General features: G+C 53.7%; 14 protein-coding genes and 1 pseudogene. 8 read left to right on the top strand and 7 right to left on the bottom strand.

Going from position 1 to position 13,891, the window contains the following annotated elements; genetic code table 11:
* Positions 1–49: 49 nt before the first annotated feature.
* Both KIH39_RS01770 and KIH39_RS01765 read left to right on the top strand, forming a co-directional pair.
* The gene (locus tag KIH39_RS01770) at positions 50–616 is read left to right on the top strand and encodes a helix-turn-helix domain-containing protein (RefSeq protein ID WP_213497563.1); all 567 of its coding nucleotides are present in this window, start codon (positions 50–52) and stop codon (positions 614–616) included.
* Positions 617–619: 3 nt separating this feature from the next.
* Positions 620–1,138, top strand: coding sequence for a GNAT family N-acetyltransferase (locus KIH39_RS01765; protein ID WP_213497562.1), 519 nt, complete (start codon positions 620–622; stop codon positions 1,136–1,138).
* 23 nt (positions 1,139–1,161) lie between these two features.
* Here the strand turns inward: KIH39_RS01765 and KIH39_RS01760 are convergent, their stop codons facing one another.
* Together KIH39_RS01760 and KIH39_RS01755 are read right to left on the bottom strand one after the other, a co-directional pair.
* Positions 1,162–1,593: a superinfection immunity protein gene (locus KIH39_RS01760; protein ID WP_213497561.1), complete on the bottom strand. Its 432-nt coding sequence runs from the start codon at positions 1,591–1,593 to the stop codon at positions 1,162–1,164.
* A gap of 125 nt (positions 1,594–1,718) precedes the next feature.
* Positions 1,719–2,192 carry a hypothetical protein gene (locus KIH39_RS01755; protein ID WP_213497560.1) on the bottom strand — a complete coding sequence of 158 codons (474 nt, stop codon included), beginning with the start codon at positions 2,190–2,192 and terminating at the stop codon, positions 1,719–1,721.
* Between the two features lie 37 nt (positions 2,193–2,229).
* Between KIH39_RS01755 and KIH39_RS01750 the strand changes: the two genes are divergently transcribed.
* Genes KIH39_RS01750 through KIH39_RS01735 form a run of 4 tightly spaced genes read left to right on the top strand, consistent with a single transcriptional unit; the run spans position 2,230 to position 6,202 of the window.
* Positions 2,230–3,249, top strand: a complete 1,020-nt coding sequence (locus KIH39_RS01750; protein WP_213497559.1) for a sulfate ABC transporter substrate-binding protein — start codon at positions 2,230–2,232, stop codon at positions 3,247–3,249.
* Positions 3,250–3,299: 50 nt separating this feature from the next.
* Positions 3,300–4,124, top strand: a complete 825-nt coding sequence (cysT, locus tag KIH39_RS01745; RefSeq protein ID WP_213497558.1) for a sulfate ABC transporter permease subunit CysT — start codon at positions 3,300–3,302, stop codon at positions 4,122–4,124.
* Positions 4,114–5,010, top strand: a complete 897-nt coding sequence (cysW, locus tag KIH39_RS01740) for a sulfate ABC transporter permease subunit CysW (RefSeq protein ID WP_213497557.1) — start codon at positions 4,114–4,116, stop codon at positions 5,008–5,010. The genes cysT and cysW overlap by 11 nt, the downstream gene beginning before the upstream one ends.
* Before the next feature lie 16 nt (positions 5,011–5,026).
* The gene (locus tag KIH39_RS01735; RefSeq protein WP_213497556.1) at positions 5,027–6,202 is read left to right on the top strand and encodes a pyridoxal phosphate-dependent aminotransferase; all 1,176 of its coding nucleotides are present in this window, start codon (positions 5,027–5,029) and stop codon (positions 6,200–6,202) included.
* Between the two features lie 235 nt (positions 6,203–6,437).
* Here the strand turns inward: KIH39_RS01735 and KIH39_RS01730 are convergent, their stop codons facing one another.
* From KIH39_RS01730 to KIH39_RS26765, 4 genes and pseudogenes are all read right to left on the bottom strand, one after another.
* On the bottom strand, positions 6,438–6,983 hold the full coding sequence (locus KIH39_RS01730; RefSeq protein WP_213497555.1) for a rhodanese-like domain-containing protein: 546 nt from the start codon (positions 6,981–6,983) through the stop codon (positions 6,438–6,440).
* Between the two features lie 24 nt (positions 6,984–7,007).
* Entirely contained in the window at positions 7,008–8,657 is a 1,650-nt protein-coding gene (locus KIH39_RS01725; protein ID WP_213497554.1) for a cysteine desulfurase, read from the bottom strand.
* A gap of 24 nt (positions 8,658–8,681) precedes the next feature.
* Entirely contained in the window at positions 8,682–10,124 is a 1,443-nt protein-coding gene (locus tag KIH39_RS01720) for a family 2B encapsulin nanocompartment shell protein (protein WP_213497553.1), read from the bottom strand.
* A gap of 49 nt (positions 10,125–10,173) precedes the next feature.
* A pseudogene (locus KIH39_RS26765) lies at positions 10,174–11,549 on the bottom strand (family 2B encapsulin nanocompartment shell protein).
* Positions 11,550–11,825: 276 nt separating this feature from the next.
* On the opposite strand from KIH39_RS26765, the gene KIH39_RS01705 reads away from it, so the two are divergent.
* Positions 11,826–12,251: an EamA family transporter gene (locus KIH39_RS01705; protein ID WP_213497550.1), complete on the top strand. Its 426-nt coding sequence runs from the start codon at positions 11,826–11,828 to the stop codon at positions 12,249–12,251.
* A gap of 3 nt (positions 12,252–12,254) precedes the next feature.
* Here the strand turns inward: KIH39_RS01705 and KIH39_RS01700 are convergent, their stop codons facing one another.
* Positions 12,255–13,400 (bottom strand): hypothetical protein, encoded by a 1,146-nt coding sequence (locus KIH39_RS01700; protein WP_213497549.1) that lies wholly within the window; start codon positions 13,398–13,400, stop codon positions 12,255–12,257.
* A 113-nt stretch (positions 13,401–13,513) separates the two neighbouring features.
* Here KIH39_RS01700 and KIH39_RS01695 point away from each other — a divergent pair, with 113 nt between their 5' ends.
* Positions 13,514–13,840 (top strand): hypothetical protein, encoded by a 327-nt coding sequence (locus tag KIH39_RS01695; RefSeq protein WP_213497548.1) that lies wholly within the window; start codon positions 13,514–13,516, stop codon positions 13,838–13,840.
* Positions 13,841–13,891 lie beyond the last annotated feature (51 nt).

Here is a 13,891-nt window from a genome sequence, read left to right as displayed (position 1 = left end):
TTTGCATATCCCTATTGAGCTTCAATATTTCATCCACTATAAAAGACGCATGGCTACTAAAATAGACGATACCAGTGTCCTGATCGCCCAGCGAATTCGCCTGGAACGAACCGTGAGAGGCTGGTCCCTGAAAGATCTCGCCGACAAGTCCGGTGTGGCCAAGGCCACCATCAGCAAAATTGAACGGGAAGAAATGAGCCCCAGTGCGGTGATCCTGGTTCGACTGGCTGGGGCGTTTGATCTCACACTGGCCGGGTTGCTGATTCGAGCGGAAGGAAACGGCGAACGACTCAGCAAAGTGAAGCGCCAGCCGACTTGGAGGGATCCGGAAACCGGTTATCTGCGCACGCAAGTCTTCTGCCAAGCCGATAATCCGCTGGAGCTGGTAAAAGTGGAATTGCCCGCTCGAAAAAAAATTGTTTTCCCGCCCTCTTCCTATGCCCGAATCCGACAGGTGATCTGGGTGATCAAAGGCCGACTGGTGATCGACGAAGCGAGCACACGCCATGAACTCGCGGTAGGCGATTGTCTAGGTTTTGGACCACCTTCGGAAGTCACGATCGCCAATGAGAGCGAAAAACCTTGCACCTATTTGGTGGCCGTGTCACGGAGTTGAGTCATGCACGATTTCGAGATCAAGCGTTTGAACTACTCACCCGAGATTTGCGATCAACTCGCCGAGATCCTTGTGGAAGTTGTTGCGAATAATGGCTCGGTGACGTTCCTGCATCCTCTGCCCTTGCAGCAAGCCCGCACCTTCTGGGAAAATTCCTTCCGGGCGGCGGAACGCCAGGAGCGAATTATCCTCGCAGCCTGTGATAGAGGGAAGATTCTGGGCACCGTTACATTGCAGCTCGACTGCGCCCCCAATCAACCGCACCGGGGTGAGATTGCCAAGATGATGACCCTCCCCATCTGTCGGGGTCGGGGGATCGCCAAAGCTCTCCTTTTAGAAGCCGAGAAGCTTGCACGGGAACATCAAAAGACCTTGCTAGTCCTCGACACTGCGGCCGATGGCGGAGCATCCGGACTCTACGAAAAAGTGGGCTATATTCTGGCCGGTTCGATTCCCGATTTTGCCTTAAAACCGCTCGGCGGCTACACGGCCACCAAGATCTACTGGAAAAAGCTCGATTGAAATTTTCGCCTGAGTCTTATCTCCTACTCCCCTCTCTCTTTTCCTTCAGTCGGGGGCTGAATCAGGACTACTTGTTGCGGCTTGCCTCCATCCACTAGCGCCCAACCCAACGCGGCCAACCAACCGATTCCGGTTATCCCTAACAGGAGATTAATCCAAAAGATAAGCACTTCATTGGGGTGATGTCTGCAATGTGCGATCAGAGCAGGGAGCCAGTAGGCTAGCAACCAGAGCCCACAAATGATCAGTACTACTGTCCGATCCAATTCGATTGAGTTTGTGTTCGGCATCGAATTGTTCAATGGAAACGTCTGGCCAAAAGGCAGAACAATATTAATTCCTCTATTGGAAGATGTGTAACCGACTCGATCCAAAGTCGCGGCGCAAAGGCATAGCCCGCCCACGATCGATAATGCCATAATTACTCGCATCAGCTTCAGGTGATCATTCGACATGGGGGCTTCTTTCCAAAGATATCGGGTTAAGTCAGAAGAAATTATACTCACAACCCATGATGTGTAACTGCTGAATTCTTGGAGCAAGCCAACTTAAAAAGCTTTCCAACCGCTAGAAAGCATGATCATTCCTCTGCTTTCCGCCCGGCCTGCTCAAATAAATGCTTCGCCGCCCGCCCGCTGATCATCCCCTGCTTCATCAATTCCGCGGCGATCAGTTCTACAGCCAGCCAGTTCTCTACTTCCGCAAGTAGGTTCTCCACCTTACTGAACATGCGACGTTCATAACGCTCGAGTTGCCGTTCACTCACACGCTCCAGAGCGAGCTTTCGAACCGTACGCAAATCGCGACCGGCCCCCGCTCGGTCGAAATGCCCGGTCCTACGAGCCTCTGCAGCGATACCCCCCAGGGCAATCAGGATCTCCCGTTCCAACAGGTCGATGGAAGCTCGGCTCACCCCTTTTTGAAAATGGCAAACTCCGAGAAATTCCCGACCGGCGATGATACTGACCTTGGCTACGGGCCGATCCAATGCTAGTGCCACGACCGCATGACCGGCCTCGTGGTACGCCGTGGCTTCGTCGTATTTCGATTCCATTCGTAGATTGTACACATACGAAGAAAAGTGAATTCCCATGACACGCAAAATTATCCTCGGCCTACTGGCGCTCTACCTCCTCGGGTCCACTCTGTGGATCCTCGCTTCCGGGGTGGTTCGAACCACGTCGGAAATTCAACTGCTGAATGTCGCCTGCGATCCCACCCGGGAATTGTGGAAAGACATCAACGAGCGGTTTATCCGTAAATTCGCCGAGGAAAAAGGGCAAAAAGTCTCGATCCGCCAGTCGCACGGCGGTTCGGGCAGCCAGGCCCGTGCCGTGATCGACGGCCTCGATGCCGACGTGATTACACTCGCCTTGTGGTCGGATACCGATGCCGTTCGCAAGGCCGGTCTGATCGAACCGGGCTGGGAGGATCGGCTGCCGAATCGATCGCTTCCCTATGTTTCGACGATCGTTTTTGTGGTGCGAAAAGGGAATCCCAAAGGCATCAAAGACTGGTCGGACCTGACGAAGTCGGACATCAGCGTCATCACTCCCAATCCCAAGACTTCCGGGAATGGCAAATGGAGCTTTCTGGCTGCCTGGGGGGCGATTCTCAAACAGGGGGGCACGGAAAACGATGCTCTCGATTTCGTCACCCGACTCTACAAAAATGTACCTGTTCTGGACGCCGCCGCGCGTGGAGCGACGATGACGTTTGCGACCAAAAAGATCGGCGATGTCCATCTCACCTGGGAAAACGAAGCGTATCTGGAAGCGCAGGAAGCGAAGGGCGAACTGGAAATCATCTATCCGAAAACCAGCATTCTGGCCGAACCGCATGTGGCCGTTGTGGATGCTAACGTGATTCGAAAAAAGACCAAAGTGGTGGCCGAGGAATATTTGAAATTCCTCTACACGGAAGAGGCCCAGGAAGTGATTGCCCAGCACTTCTATCGGCCGACCAACGAGAAAATCTGGAAGCGCTATACCGATCGCTTCCCGCCAATCGACCTTTTTCCTTCCACCCTGATCGCCCCAAACTGGGATGCGATTCAGAAGAAGTTCTTTGCCGAGAACGGCGTGTTCGATGGAATCTATGCCCGGCCCTGATCAAGACAGTGTGAAGGATCCTCGGCTTGGATGCTTTTGCGGAGTAAAATTTGAGTTCAGCCAATCGAAATATACTGCCCGGCTACTCGCTCGGCCTGGGTTACACGGTTTCCTATCTCAGTCTGTTAGTCCTCATTCCTTTGCTGGCCTGCTTTCTCAAAGCTTCGGAATTGGGAGTTCGAGATTTCATCGCGGCGGTCTGGACTCCCCGAGCGATTGCTGCTTACAAGCTGACCTTCAGCCTGTCTCTGATTGCCGCACTGGTCAACACGGTCTTGGGTCTGATTGTCGCCTGGTCTCTCGTGCGGTATGAATTTCCATTAAAACGCGTGATCGATGCCCTGGTGGATGTGCCCTTCGCCCTGCCGACCGCCGTGGCGGGCCTGGTCTACGCCAGCCTGTATGTGAAGGATGGCTGGTTTGGTCAGTTTTTAGTTCCACTGGGAATTGAAGGAGCGTATTCTCAATTCGGCATCGTGCTGGTTTTGATATTCACCGGCTTTCCTTTCGTCGTGCGAACGGTGCAACCGGTGCTCGAAGAAATCGACAGCGAAGTGGAAGAAGCGGCGGGCATTCTCGGCGCGGACCGCTGGCAGAGCTTCCGGCGGGTGCTCCTGCCAACTCTGATCCCCCCTGCTCTGACCGGTTTCACGCTCGCCTTCGCCCGGTCTATTGGGGAATATGGCTCGGTGGTGTTCATTTCCAGCAACATCCCTTCCAAAACGGAGATTGCCCCATCCCTCATCGTGGCTCGGCTCGAAGAATTCTCCTACCGGGAAGCGGCAGCCATCGCCGTCGTGCTGTTGAGTTTCTCGTTTCTTTTGCTGGTCACGATCAATCTTCTGGAACGCTGGAGCAAACGGCATGGAAGCTAAAGCTCAAGATGTCCGCGATATTGTGCCGTATGCCAAGCGGCGATCGAGTGATCCCCTGCTTGTCCGAATTGTCCTTATCGGACTAACCTTCGGCATCGTCGGCATTCTGGTGGTGGTGCCGTTGATCAGCGTGTTCGTGCAAGCCTTTAGCCGGGGTATGCTGGTCTACTGGAAAAATATCACCGCCGATCCCGATACCCGCCATGCCATTTTTCTGACGCTGATGGTGGTTCCCGTGGCCGTGGCCATGAACCTGATATTCGGTGTGGCCGCGGCCTGGACCATCGCCCGCTTTCGTTTCCCCGGCCGAACGATTCTCACCACACTCATCGACCTGCCCTTCTCGGTCTCACCCGTAGTGGCAGGGCTGGTTTTTGTGCTGCTGTTCGGTTTGCAGACGCCGATGGGGGCCTGGCTCCGCGAGCATGGCTATCAGATTATTTTCGCTCCCCCCGCTTTAGTTCTCACCACCGCGTTTGTGACTTTTCCTTTCATCGCCCGGGAATTGATCCCGGTCCTGGAGGCCGTGGGAAGCGAGGAAGAAATCGCCGCCCGTAGCCTTGGGGCTTCAGGTTGGGAAATGTTCTTTCGCATCACTCTGCCGAATATCAAATGGGGCTTGCTTTATGGAGTAATTCTCTGCAACGCACGAGCGATGGGAGAATTTGGGGCGGTCTATGTCGTATCGGGGCGAATCGCTTCGCAGACGGATACCATGCCTTTACGCATAGAAAAGCTCTTCCAGGAATATAACACTCCGGCGGCCTTCGCCGTGGCCAGCGTTCTGACCATGCTTTCTCTGGTCACCCTGTTGATTAAAGTCGGCGTGGAACGAAAATTACGGCAGGAGAAATCCCGTAACAGTAATCTCGCGCTCAAGGCTTAGCAAGGAGTTGAAGTTTATGCTTTCCGATCGCGTCAGCTATTTCACAGAATCGGTGATTCGAGAAACGACCCGGCTGGCGAATCAATTTCAGGCATTGAATCTGGGACAGGGAATGCCCGATTTCGATCCGCACCCCGATCTGAAAGAGGCCGCCTGCAAAGCGATCCGGGATGGCTACAACCAGTACGCCGTGACCTGGGGAATCGCCAGCTTGCGGCAGGCCATCGCCGGGAAGATGCGCACTTTCAACAAGCTCGAGTGGTGCGATGCCGATGCCCATATCACGGTGTGCTGCGGAGCCACCGAATGCATGATGGCCACCATGCTGGCGCTCATCAATCCCGGCGATGAAGTGATTATCTTCCAGCCCTTCTACGAGAACTACGGCCCGGATGCCCTCTTAACGGGAGCCAAGCGAGTCTTTGTCACCTTGCGGGCCCCGGATTGGAGCTTCGACCGGGACGAGTTGCGTAAAGCCTTCAATTCCAAAACCAAAGCAATCATCATTAACACGCCCAATAACCCAACTGGGAAGGTTTTCAATCGCGAGGAACTGGAATTCATTGCTCAACTCTGCCAGGAACATAACGCCTTTGCCCTCTCCGATGAGATCTACGAATACATTCAGTACACCGACCGTCCGCACATCAGCATTGCTTCGCTGCCTGGCATGGCCAATCGCACAGTGACGATCAGCGGTTTGTCGAAAACTTTCAGTGTCACCGGTTGGAGACTGGGATATTGTGTGGCACCGCCCGAGATCACTTCCGGCATCCGAAAGGCTCACGATTTTCTGACGGTGGGCGCCCCGCATCCATTACAGGTCGCCGGCACCGCGGCCATCGGCTTCGGTGAAGCCTACTACGCCAAATTGAAGTCCGATTATCTCCATCGCCGACAGATCTTTCTGCCTTACCTTCAGGAAGCCGGTTTCGAATTTCATGCCCCCGACGGGGCCTATTATGTCATGTGCGATTTCTCCAAAATGGGCTGGAACAACGACGTCGAATTCGTCCGCACGATGATCGAAAAAGTCGGGGTCGCCGGCGTACCGGGCAGCAGTTTCTACGAGCCGAAGGAGTTGGGCCGTACTAAAGTTCGCTTTATGTTCGCCAAGAAGGATGAGACGCTGCACAAAGCCGGTGAGAAGCTCGTTAAGCTCCGACAGAAGATGCCCGCTGCCAGCAAATAAATCGGGAACCCATAATGTAGCGTATAATATCTACACGAAATGGTAATTTAGGCGAAATGGAATGTATTTAGAAAAGCAGTAAGTGGTTATCTTGGAAATATTTACAAGCTGAGATTGACATATTTACAACGCTTAGTTACTTTTACAAACAGCCTCTTCTCTGTTCCGGCCCCGTCTGAGAGTGGAACACCAAACTCAGCGGGGTTTTTTCATTTCTTGAAGTTCTGTCGCAGATTCAACTTACCTGACAACTGGCTACGGGCTTTCGATTATTCCAGGGCATTTTGGCGAGAATCATACCCATTCCGCAGGTATCGGTAAGTCCCGCGAACACGAGCCCGCAACCGACGAAAGCCGAGATGCCAAAAAACGCCTGATGAATGAAGTAACCCAGGCTTAATCCCATCACGACCAGACTTCCCGCGGCAATGCGAACCTGACGTTCGAGGGACATGGTCTGGCGACCGCGAATAACGGGCAATCCCTCTTTTTCCCAGGCCAGGGTTCCGCCTTCAACGTTGATGACCCGATCAATCCCGGCGGCCTGCAACTTTTCGCAAGCCTGTTTGCCCCGTCCTCCCGAACGGCAAATCACGTAGAAATCGTTATCGGGATAGTTGGTTTTCAGAGCTAGCGGATCCAGCTTGTCGAGCGGCATCAACACCGCCCCTTCGGCATGAAGCGATTCGTACTCGGCGGGAGTTCGCACATCGATGAGCTTGCCGGATTTCGATTTCAATTTTTGCAGAACTTCGGAGGGCGGTAGCACCATCAGAGACATAACTGGGACTCCATTCAGCTTGAGTTAAACTCGTTGAATTCGCCGCACCGCATCGACCAATCGATCGACCTCTTCCATCGTATTATAAAGAGAGAACGAAGGCCGTACGGTGCTTTCCACACCAAATCGGCGCAGCGAAGGCTGGGCACAGTGGTGCCCCGCCCGCACGGCAATTCCTTCCTGATCGAGCATTCGGCCTACCTCTTCCGTCTTGCGATCCTTCAACACGAAAGAGATCACACTCACTTTGTCCTTGGCGGTGCCCAGTAATCGCAGGCCGGGAATGTGCGACAATTTTTCGGTCGCGTATTCCAGAAGTTTGTGTTCGTACTGGCCGATGTTGACCAGGCCGATGCGATTGACGTAATCGAGAGCCGCCCCCAGTCCGACCGCGTCCGCGATATTCGGCGTACCCGCTTCGAATTTGGCCGGGGCATCGCTGTAGGTGGTTTCTTCGAACGTCACGTTGCGAATCATATTGCCGCCCCCTTGCCAGGGCGGCAGCATCTCGTGCAATTCTTCCTTGATGTACACCGCACCGATACCTGTTGGACCAAAAATCTTGTGGCCGGAGAATACGAAGAAATCGCAGTTCAGTTGCTGCATATCGACCGGCATGTGCGAAACCGATTGGGCTCCATCGATCAGCACCCGAGCGTTATAGCGCTTGGCCAGTTGCGTCATTTCCGACACCGGCAGGATCGTTCCGAGGCTATTGGAAGCGTGAGTGAGAGCCACCAATTTGGTTTTCGGCCCGAGAATCGCTTGATACTGCTCGAGCATGATTTCGCCGCGGTCGTTGACCGGAATGACTCGAATGATCGCCCCTTTTTCCTTGGCGATCATCTGCCAGGGAACGATGTTCGCGTGGTGCTCGAGCGTGGATAAAACGATTTCATCGCCCGGCTGCAAAAATTTCTTGCCGTAGGTTTGAGCGATTAAGTTCACTCCCTCAGTCGTGCCCCGAACGAAAACGATTTCTTTTGCGCTGGAAGCTCCCAGGAAAGTCTGCACCTTCTGGCGGGCCTGTTCGTAAGCGTCGGTAGCCCGGGCGGCGAGGGTATGGGCTCCCCGGTGAATGTTCGAGTTGTCGTTGGCATAAAAACGGGAGATGGCATCGATGACGCTCTGGGGTTTCTGAGTCGTCGCGGCGTTATCCAGCCAGGCCAGCGGTTTGCCGTGGATCTTCTGATGCAAGACCGGGAAATCCTTGCGAATGGCCACCACATCCAACGGCCGGCTCGAACCGGTATTGAGGACTCGGGGATCGAAGAGCTTGGCAACAATTCCATCTCCCAGGTCGGAATTGCACTGGCCCGAATCTTTGCGCACTCCGGTCATTTGAACGCGTTGAACGAAGGCCTTCAAACCTTCGGGATTTTTGGGGGCATGCTGCACTTCCGGAACCGGCATTGCATAGCTTTCCGGCATCGGACGGAACGCCTCAAGAAGACTCGGCAGGTTCGGAGATTGCGGCATCTGCATGGCTGGCAGGATCGATGCGGGCATGGTCGGGGGCGCTTTCAAATCGCCCACAGGAGATGTGGGTAACGCTCCCTGAGAAGCGATTCCCTGCAGATCCGACTCGGTTTTGGGGACAGTATTCGCCCCCGGCAACTCGTTGTAAAGCCGGCTGGCAATCGAAGCAATCAAATCCGGAGTGATTTCGTTCATGGTGCCGCTCTCAGTTGGGGTGAATTATTTTGGAGTAGACATCCGGTGCTGATAATCGTGGTAGTATCCGACTTCGACGTTTTCGAGAACGCCCAACGCATCGTCGGTCAGCACCGCACACGAAAAGTACAGCGTCAACAGATACGATGCCACTCCCAAACTGTCCAAACCCATCAATCGAGCCGACAGACTCGGCATGATCTCCCCGGGTATCCCCGCCTGATGAAGACCCACCACACCCTGGTCCGCCTCACCCACCCGCACCAACAATATACTCGTCGTACCAAACCACTGATTCGACTGATAACGACTCTTCATCTCCAACTTGTCGCACGGAACCAACGGCACACCCCGCCAACTGATCACCGGAGTCCCAAACAAATTCATCGTCACCGGGGGAACACCCCGCCACGTACACTCCCGCTCAAACGCCGCTATCGCCTTCGGATGAGCCAGAAAAAAAGCCGGCTTCTTCCACACCAACGCCAACAACTCATCCAAATCGTCCGGCGTCGGTGCCCCATATCGCGTACTGATACGCATCGCCGGATCCACCGAATTGATCAATCCAAACTTCTTGTTGTTGATCAACTCCCACTCCTGACGCTCCTTAATACCCTCGATCGTCAAACGCATCTGCTCTTCTAACTGATTGAACGGACCGTTGTACAAATCCGACACCCGCGTATGAACACGCACCACCGTCTGAACCGACGATAACGAATACTCCCGCGGACTCGATGAATAATCCACAAACGTCTCAGGTATCTCCACGTTCTCCGCAAATCCACTCACCAAATCTATGTTCCGCTCCCCATAACGATTCACCGTCGAACGCAAATCCATATGCTCCTTGATCGCACGATTAAAATCCTCCCGCAAATTCCCCGACTCCTCCAACACCCCATCCAAATCCTTACGCGATAACGTCACCAACACACACGGCGTCGTCGTACGTACCGTCACATCCGACGGACGATTGTCCAACACCAAATCGCTCTCCCCAAAATACTCCCCATCCGACAATAACGCGATTCGCAAGTCACTCCCGTGAATACCCTTGCTCAATACCTCCACCTGACCCTGCGCTATTATGAAAAACTTGCTCCGGTCCTCACCCTCCACTATCAACTTGTTACCCAACGATACCTCTTCCGTCTTGAATCGACTCGCCATACGACTCACCACACCGTCCGGCAAACCCGAAAACAACGGAACACCCCGCAACGACTCCGGAGCAAACGACGCCACTCCCCCAGACACATCCACTCCTATACGCGCCGCCTTCGATAACTCCACCTTCGTACGATTCACACGGTACGTGCCCCCGTCCACCTGAACCCACGGCAATAAACTCAACAGCCAACGCGGCGTGATCGACATCATCTTCGGCGATGTCTTCGTCGTGTTCGCCAGGTTACGGGCCACGGAAGTAGTGACACTCCGTTGCAGAAGACCATCAGACATATGCATGCACCTCTAGAGTTGTGTTCGCTTTGAGAAGAATAAGGGGAAATTAGATTCCCAGCCCGTGTTCGAATCCATTTTTGCGATGTTCGTAATCGTGGTAGTATCCGACTTCGACGTTTTCGAGAACGCCCAACGCATCGTCGGTCAGCACCGCACACGAAAAGTACAGCGTCAACAGATACGATGCCACTCCCAAACTGTCCAAACCCATCAATCGAGCCGACAGACTCGGCATGATCTCCCCGGGTATCCCCGCCTGATGAAGACCCACCACACCCTGGTCCGCCTCACCCACCCGCACCAACAATATACTCGTCGTACCAAACCACTGATTCGACTGATAACGACTCTTCATCTCCAACTTGTCGCACGGAACCAACGGCACACCCCGCCAACTGATCACCGGAGTCCCAAACAAATTCATCGTCACCGGGGAACACCCCGCCACGTACACTCCCGCTCAAACGCCGCTATCGCCTTCGGATGAGCCAGAAAAAAAGCCGGCTTCTTCCACACCAACGCCAACAACTCATCCAAATCGTCCGGCGTCGGTGCCCCATATCGCGTACTGATACGCATCGCCGGATCCACCGAATTGATCAATCCAAACTTCTTGTTGTTGATCAACTCCCACTCCTGACGCTCCTTAATACCCTCGATCGTCAAACGCATCTGCTCTTCTAACTGATTGAACGGACCGTTGTACAAATCCGACACCCGCGTATGAACACGCACCACCGTCTGAACCGACGATAACGAATACTCCCGCGGACTCGATGAATAATCCACAAACGTCTCAGGTATCTCCACGTTCTCCGCAAATCCACTCACCAAATCTATGTTCCGCTCCCCATAACGATTCACCGTCGAACGCAAATCCATATGCTCCTTGATCGCACGATTAAAATCCTCCCGCAAATTCCCCGACTCCTCCAACACCCCATCCAAATCCTTACGCGATAACGTCACCAACACACACGGCGTCGTCGTACGTACCGTCACATCCGACGGACGATTGTCCAACACCAAATCGCTCTCCCCAAAATACTCCCCATCCGACAATAACGCGATTCGCAAGTCACTCCCGTGAATACCCTTGCTCAATACCTCCACCTGACCCTGCGCTATTATGAAAAACTTGCTCCGGTCCTCACCCTCCACTATCAACTTGTTACCCAACGATACCTCTTCCGTCTTGAATCGACTCGCCATACGACTCACCACACCGTCCGGCAAACCCGAAAACAACGGAACACCCCGCAACGACTCCGGAGCAAACGACGCCACTCCCCCAGACACATCCACTCCTATACGCGCCGCCTTCGATAACTCCACCTTCGTACGATTCACACGGTACGTGCCCCCGTCCACCTGAACCCACGGCAATAAACTCAACAGCCAACGCGGCGTGATCGACGTCATCTTCGGCGATGTCTTCGTCGTGTTCGCCAGGTTACGGGCTACTGCAGTGGTGACACTCCGCTGTAACAGATTGTCCGACATGTCCTAATTCCTGCGTCTGGGATGTACAATCAATCGTTGAAATTTATTAGTAGTAGGATAAAAGCTCGATAGCCTGTCGGCCAAAGAGAATCTCCCGCTCTACCCACTTTGTCAACCTTACCAAGTGGACCAATTTTGTTGGCTATAATCAGAAGCAGTTCGTCCGTGACCTGGCCAGGGATAAAGGAAGCAGCGATGGAACGATGGATTCTTTATGCGATCATCTCCATGATTTTCGCCGGTTTTACTTCGGTAATCGCCAAACAAGGCCTCTCGGGTATCGGCAGCGAACTCGGGCTTTCGGTCCGCACGGCGTTCGTCTGCGTTTTCGTTCTCGGTTTTGCAGCACTCACGGTTTCCCGATCAGAATTCGATCAACTCACCAAAGGAAATTACCTGTGGCTCGGCCTTTCTGCGGCCACCACGGTCATTTCCTGGATCTTTTATTACAAAGCGCTACAACTGGGAGAGGTTTCAACGATTGCCTTAATCGACAAGGGAAGCTTCGTCGTGGCCGTGCTGCTGGCCTGGTTGCTCCTGGGCGAAAAAATCACTTTGCGGGTAGCCATCGGCACGGCGTTAATCTTAGCCGGACTGGTAGTCGTGTCGCGGAAATCCTGATTGTCATTTTCGAAGAAAGTCGCCATACATTTCGAAGGCTTTCTGCCGCTGCGCTTCCTCCTTAAAGCCGTAAGACATCGCTTTAGGCTCTGGCGAATTGACATCCAGAGCGAAGCCAAAATGCTGGGGGCGCTGTTTCTGAATGCGCAAGGCCATGGCCAGTGCGAAGTCGCGATACTGCGTGATGTAACCGGGATAGTAGCCGCTTGCGAGCGTGGAACTATCCAGCAGGAATTTTTCGAGAACCTGAAGGTGATCGGGGTGTCCGAATCGACCCAGAGTACTCAGGGCTTTTAAGTTCAGGTCGCTATTCTTGATGTGTCGCTTCAAAATGCTGGCGGAGAGATCGGCCATGCGCGAGAGTGGCCGCTTTTGTAGCAAATCGAAGCCGAAAAACAGAATTCCAGAATCGGCGGAGTCCGAGACGAATTCTTCCAGTGTGGCGACCAGCAGAGCTTCGGTCAGAGTGTTGCGATCCTTGTCGATCCAGTGCCGCATGAAGGTTAATTGCTTCAGAAGCAGTTTCAGATGACCATACCGCTTATCGTCCTGCCGCTCCGTTTGCTTCAGCGCCCGTTCGTCCGAGAGGGTGATCAGCCAGAACATCAACTCATCGGTGGCAAAATTCAATTCGACCTGATAGGCCGCTTCGCGGAATCCCCGGATGGCTTCTCCATTAAAATCGTGCAGGGACATCAGGCGAGATTCGTAGTGGTTGACGAATGCCCGGGGATCGCTTTCGAGCAAGATGATTTCCGGGATATGCTGACGGAGAACCGCCAAATACTTGGCTCGGGCCTTGTCGTCCAAACCTCCCAATCGCGTCAGTCTCTTCCAACCCGGCAAATCGATCTGAGCAACATTTCCCTCAAGTTTTTCCAGGCGATTCAATCTCTGCTTGATATCCAGACTCAGTATCTGCGGGAAAATGATACGGCAGCGATCACGCACCTCGGCATCCCGACTCAGCCCCCCTTTTTGCACCGCCTGTTTTGCCAAACTCCCCAGCGCAATCAGTTCGCGCGAGGCCGCTTCCCGCTTCAGAAACGAAGGATCGGCCAGTTGCCGGACTAGAGCTTCAGCTTTCTGGACGCCGGGCTCTTCGGGCTGAGACTGAATGAAAACCAGGAAGTAAAGCAGCGACGACATCAACAAGTCTCCGGGGCTCGAAGTATGAGACTAGTTTAACCAATCATCTCACGATTGACAGAACAAAGCCTCCCTGGGTATTATCCGCTAATAGACCCAAGCGAGGTGTAGTCATGAGCAAACGTAATATCGTAGTGTTTTCGGTCCTGGCCCTGGTGGCCGCCGGCGGCTTTCTGATCCTACCTGCCGGGGGACAGGCTCCTCCGCAGGCAGCGCAGCCTGCCAATCCGTTCATCGACAAAGTCGTGTACGTTCATTCTAAGAACGTTATGACCACCTTGAATCAAATTGACATGAAGATAATTGCGGGTCGGGTATTTTTAGTAGGACGGGAAGTTGTGGGTTACAACGTGACCAAGGAAACCTTCCCCAAGATGCTGGTCTGGATCCCTGTGGAAGAAATCATCGAAATGGTGGAACTGGAAAAACAGAAGGAATAGTCAAACGGCGAAGGAAGCTCGCCAGATAGATTTCTGGCAAGCTTCGAGTCT

Source organism: Telmatocola sphagniphila, from assembly GCF_018398935.1.
GTDB classification, from domain to species: Bacteria; Planctomycetota; Planctomycetia; order Gemmatales; family Gemmataceae; genus Telmatocola; species Telmatocola sphagniphila.
Note: the sequence above shows the minus strand (reverse complement) of the source record. Positions and strands in the feature narration are given on the sequence as shown.

Bases quoted from the DNA above. Each gene is read 5' to 3' on its own strand.
- KIH39_RS01770 (WP_213497563.1), top strand. From the start codon at position 50: ATGGCTACTAAAATAGACGATACCAGTGTCCTGATCGCCCAGCGAATT.
- KIH39_RS01765 (WP_213497562.1), top strand. From the start codon at position 620: ATGCACGATTTCGAGATCAAGCGTTTGAACTACTCACCCGAGATTTGC.
- KIH39_RS01760 (WP_213497561.1), bottom strand. From the start codon at position 1,593: ATGTCGAATGATCACCTGAAGCTGATGCGAGTAATTATGGCATTATCG.
- KIH39_RS01755 (WP_213497560.1), bottom strand. From the start codon at position 2,192: ATGGAATCGAAATACGACGAAGCCACGGCGTACCACGAGGCCGGTCAT.
- KIH39_RS01750 (WP_213497559.1), top strand. From the start codon at position 2,230: ATGACACGCAAAATTATCCTCGGCCTACTGGCGCTCTACCTCCTCGGG.
- cysW (WP_213497557.1), top strand. From the start codon at position 4,114: ATGGAAGCTAAAGCTCAAGATGTCCGCGATATTGTGCCGTATGCCAAG.
- KIH39_RS01735 (WP_213497556.1), top strand. From the start codon at position 5,027: ATGCTTTCCGATCGCGTCAGCTATTTCACAGAATCGGTGATTCGAGAA.
- KIH39_RS01730 (WP_213497555.1), bottom strand. From the start codon at position 6,983: ATGTCTCTGATGGTGCTACCGCCCTCCGAAGTTCTGCAAAAATTGAAA.
- KIH39_RS01725 (WP_213497554.1), bottom strand. From the start codon at position 8,657: ATGAACGAAATCACTCCGGATTTGATTGCTTCGATTGCCAGCCGGCTT.
- KIH39_RS01720 (WP_213497553.1), bottom strand. From the start codon at position 10,124: ATGTCTGATGGTCTTCTGCAACGGAGTGTCACTACTTCCGTGGCCCGT.
- KIH39_RS01705 (WP_213497550.1), top strand. From the start codon at position 11,826: ATGGAACGATGGATTCTTTATGCGATCATCTCCATGATTTTCGCCGGT.
- KIH39_RS01700 (WP_213497549.1), bottom strand. From the start codon at position 13,400: ATGTCGTCGCTGCTTTACTTCCTGGTTTTCATTCAGTCTCAGCCCGAA.
- KIH39_RS01695 (WP_213497548.1), top strand. From the start codon at position 13,514: ATGAGCAAACGTAATATCGTAGTGTTTTCGGTCCTGGCCCTGGTGGCC.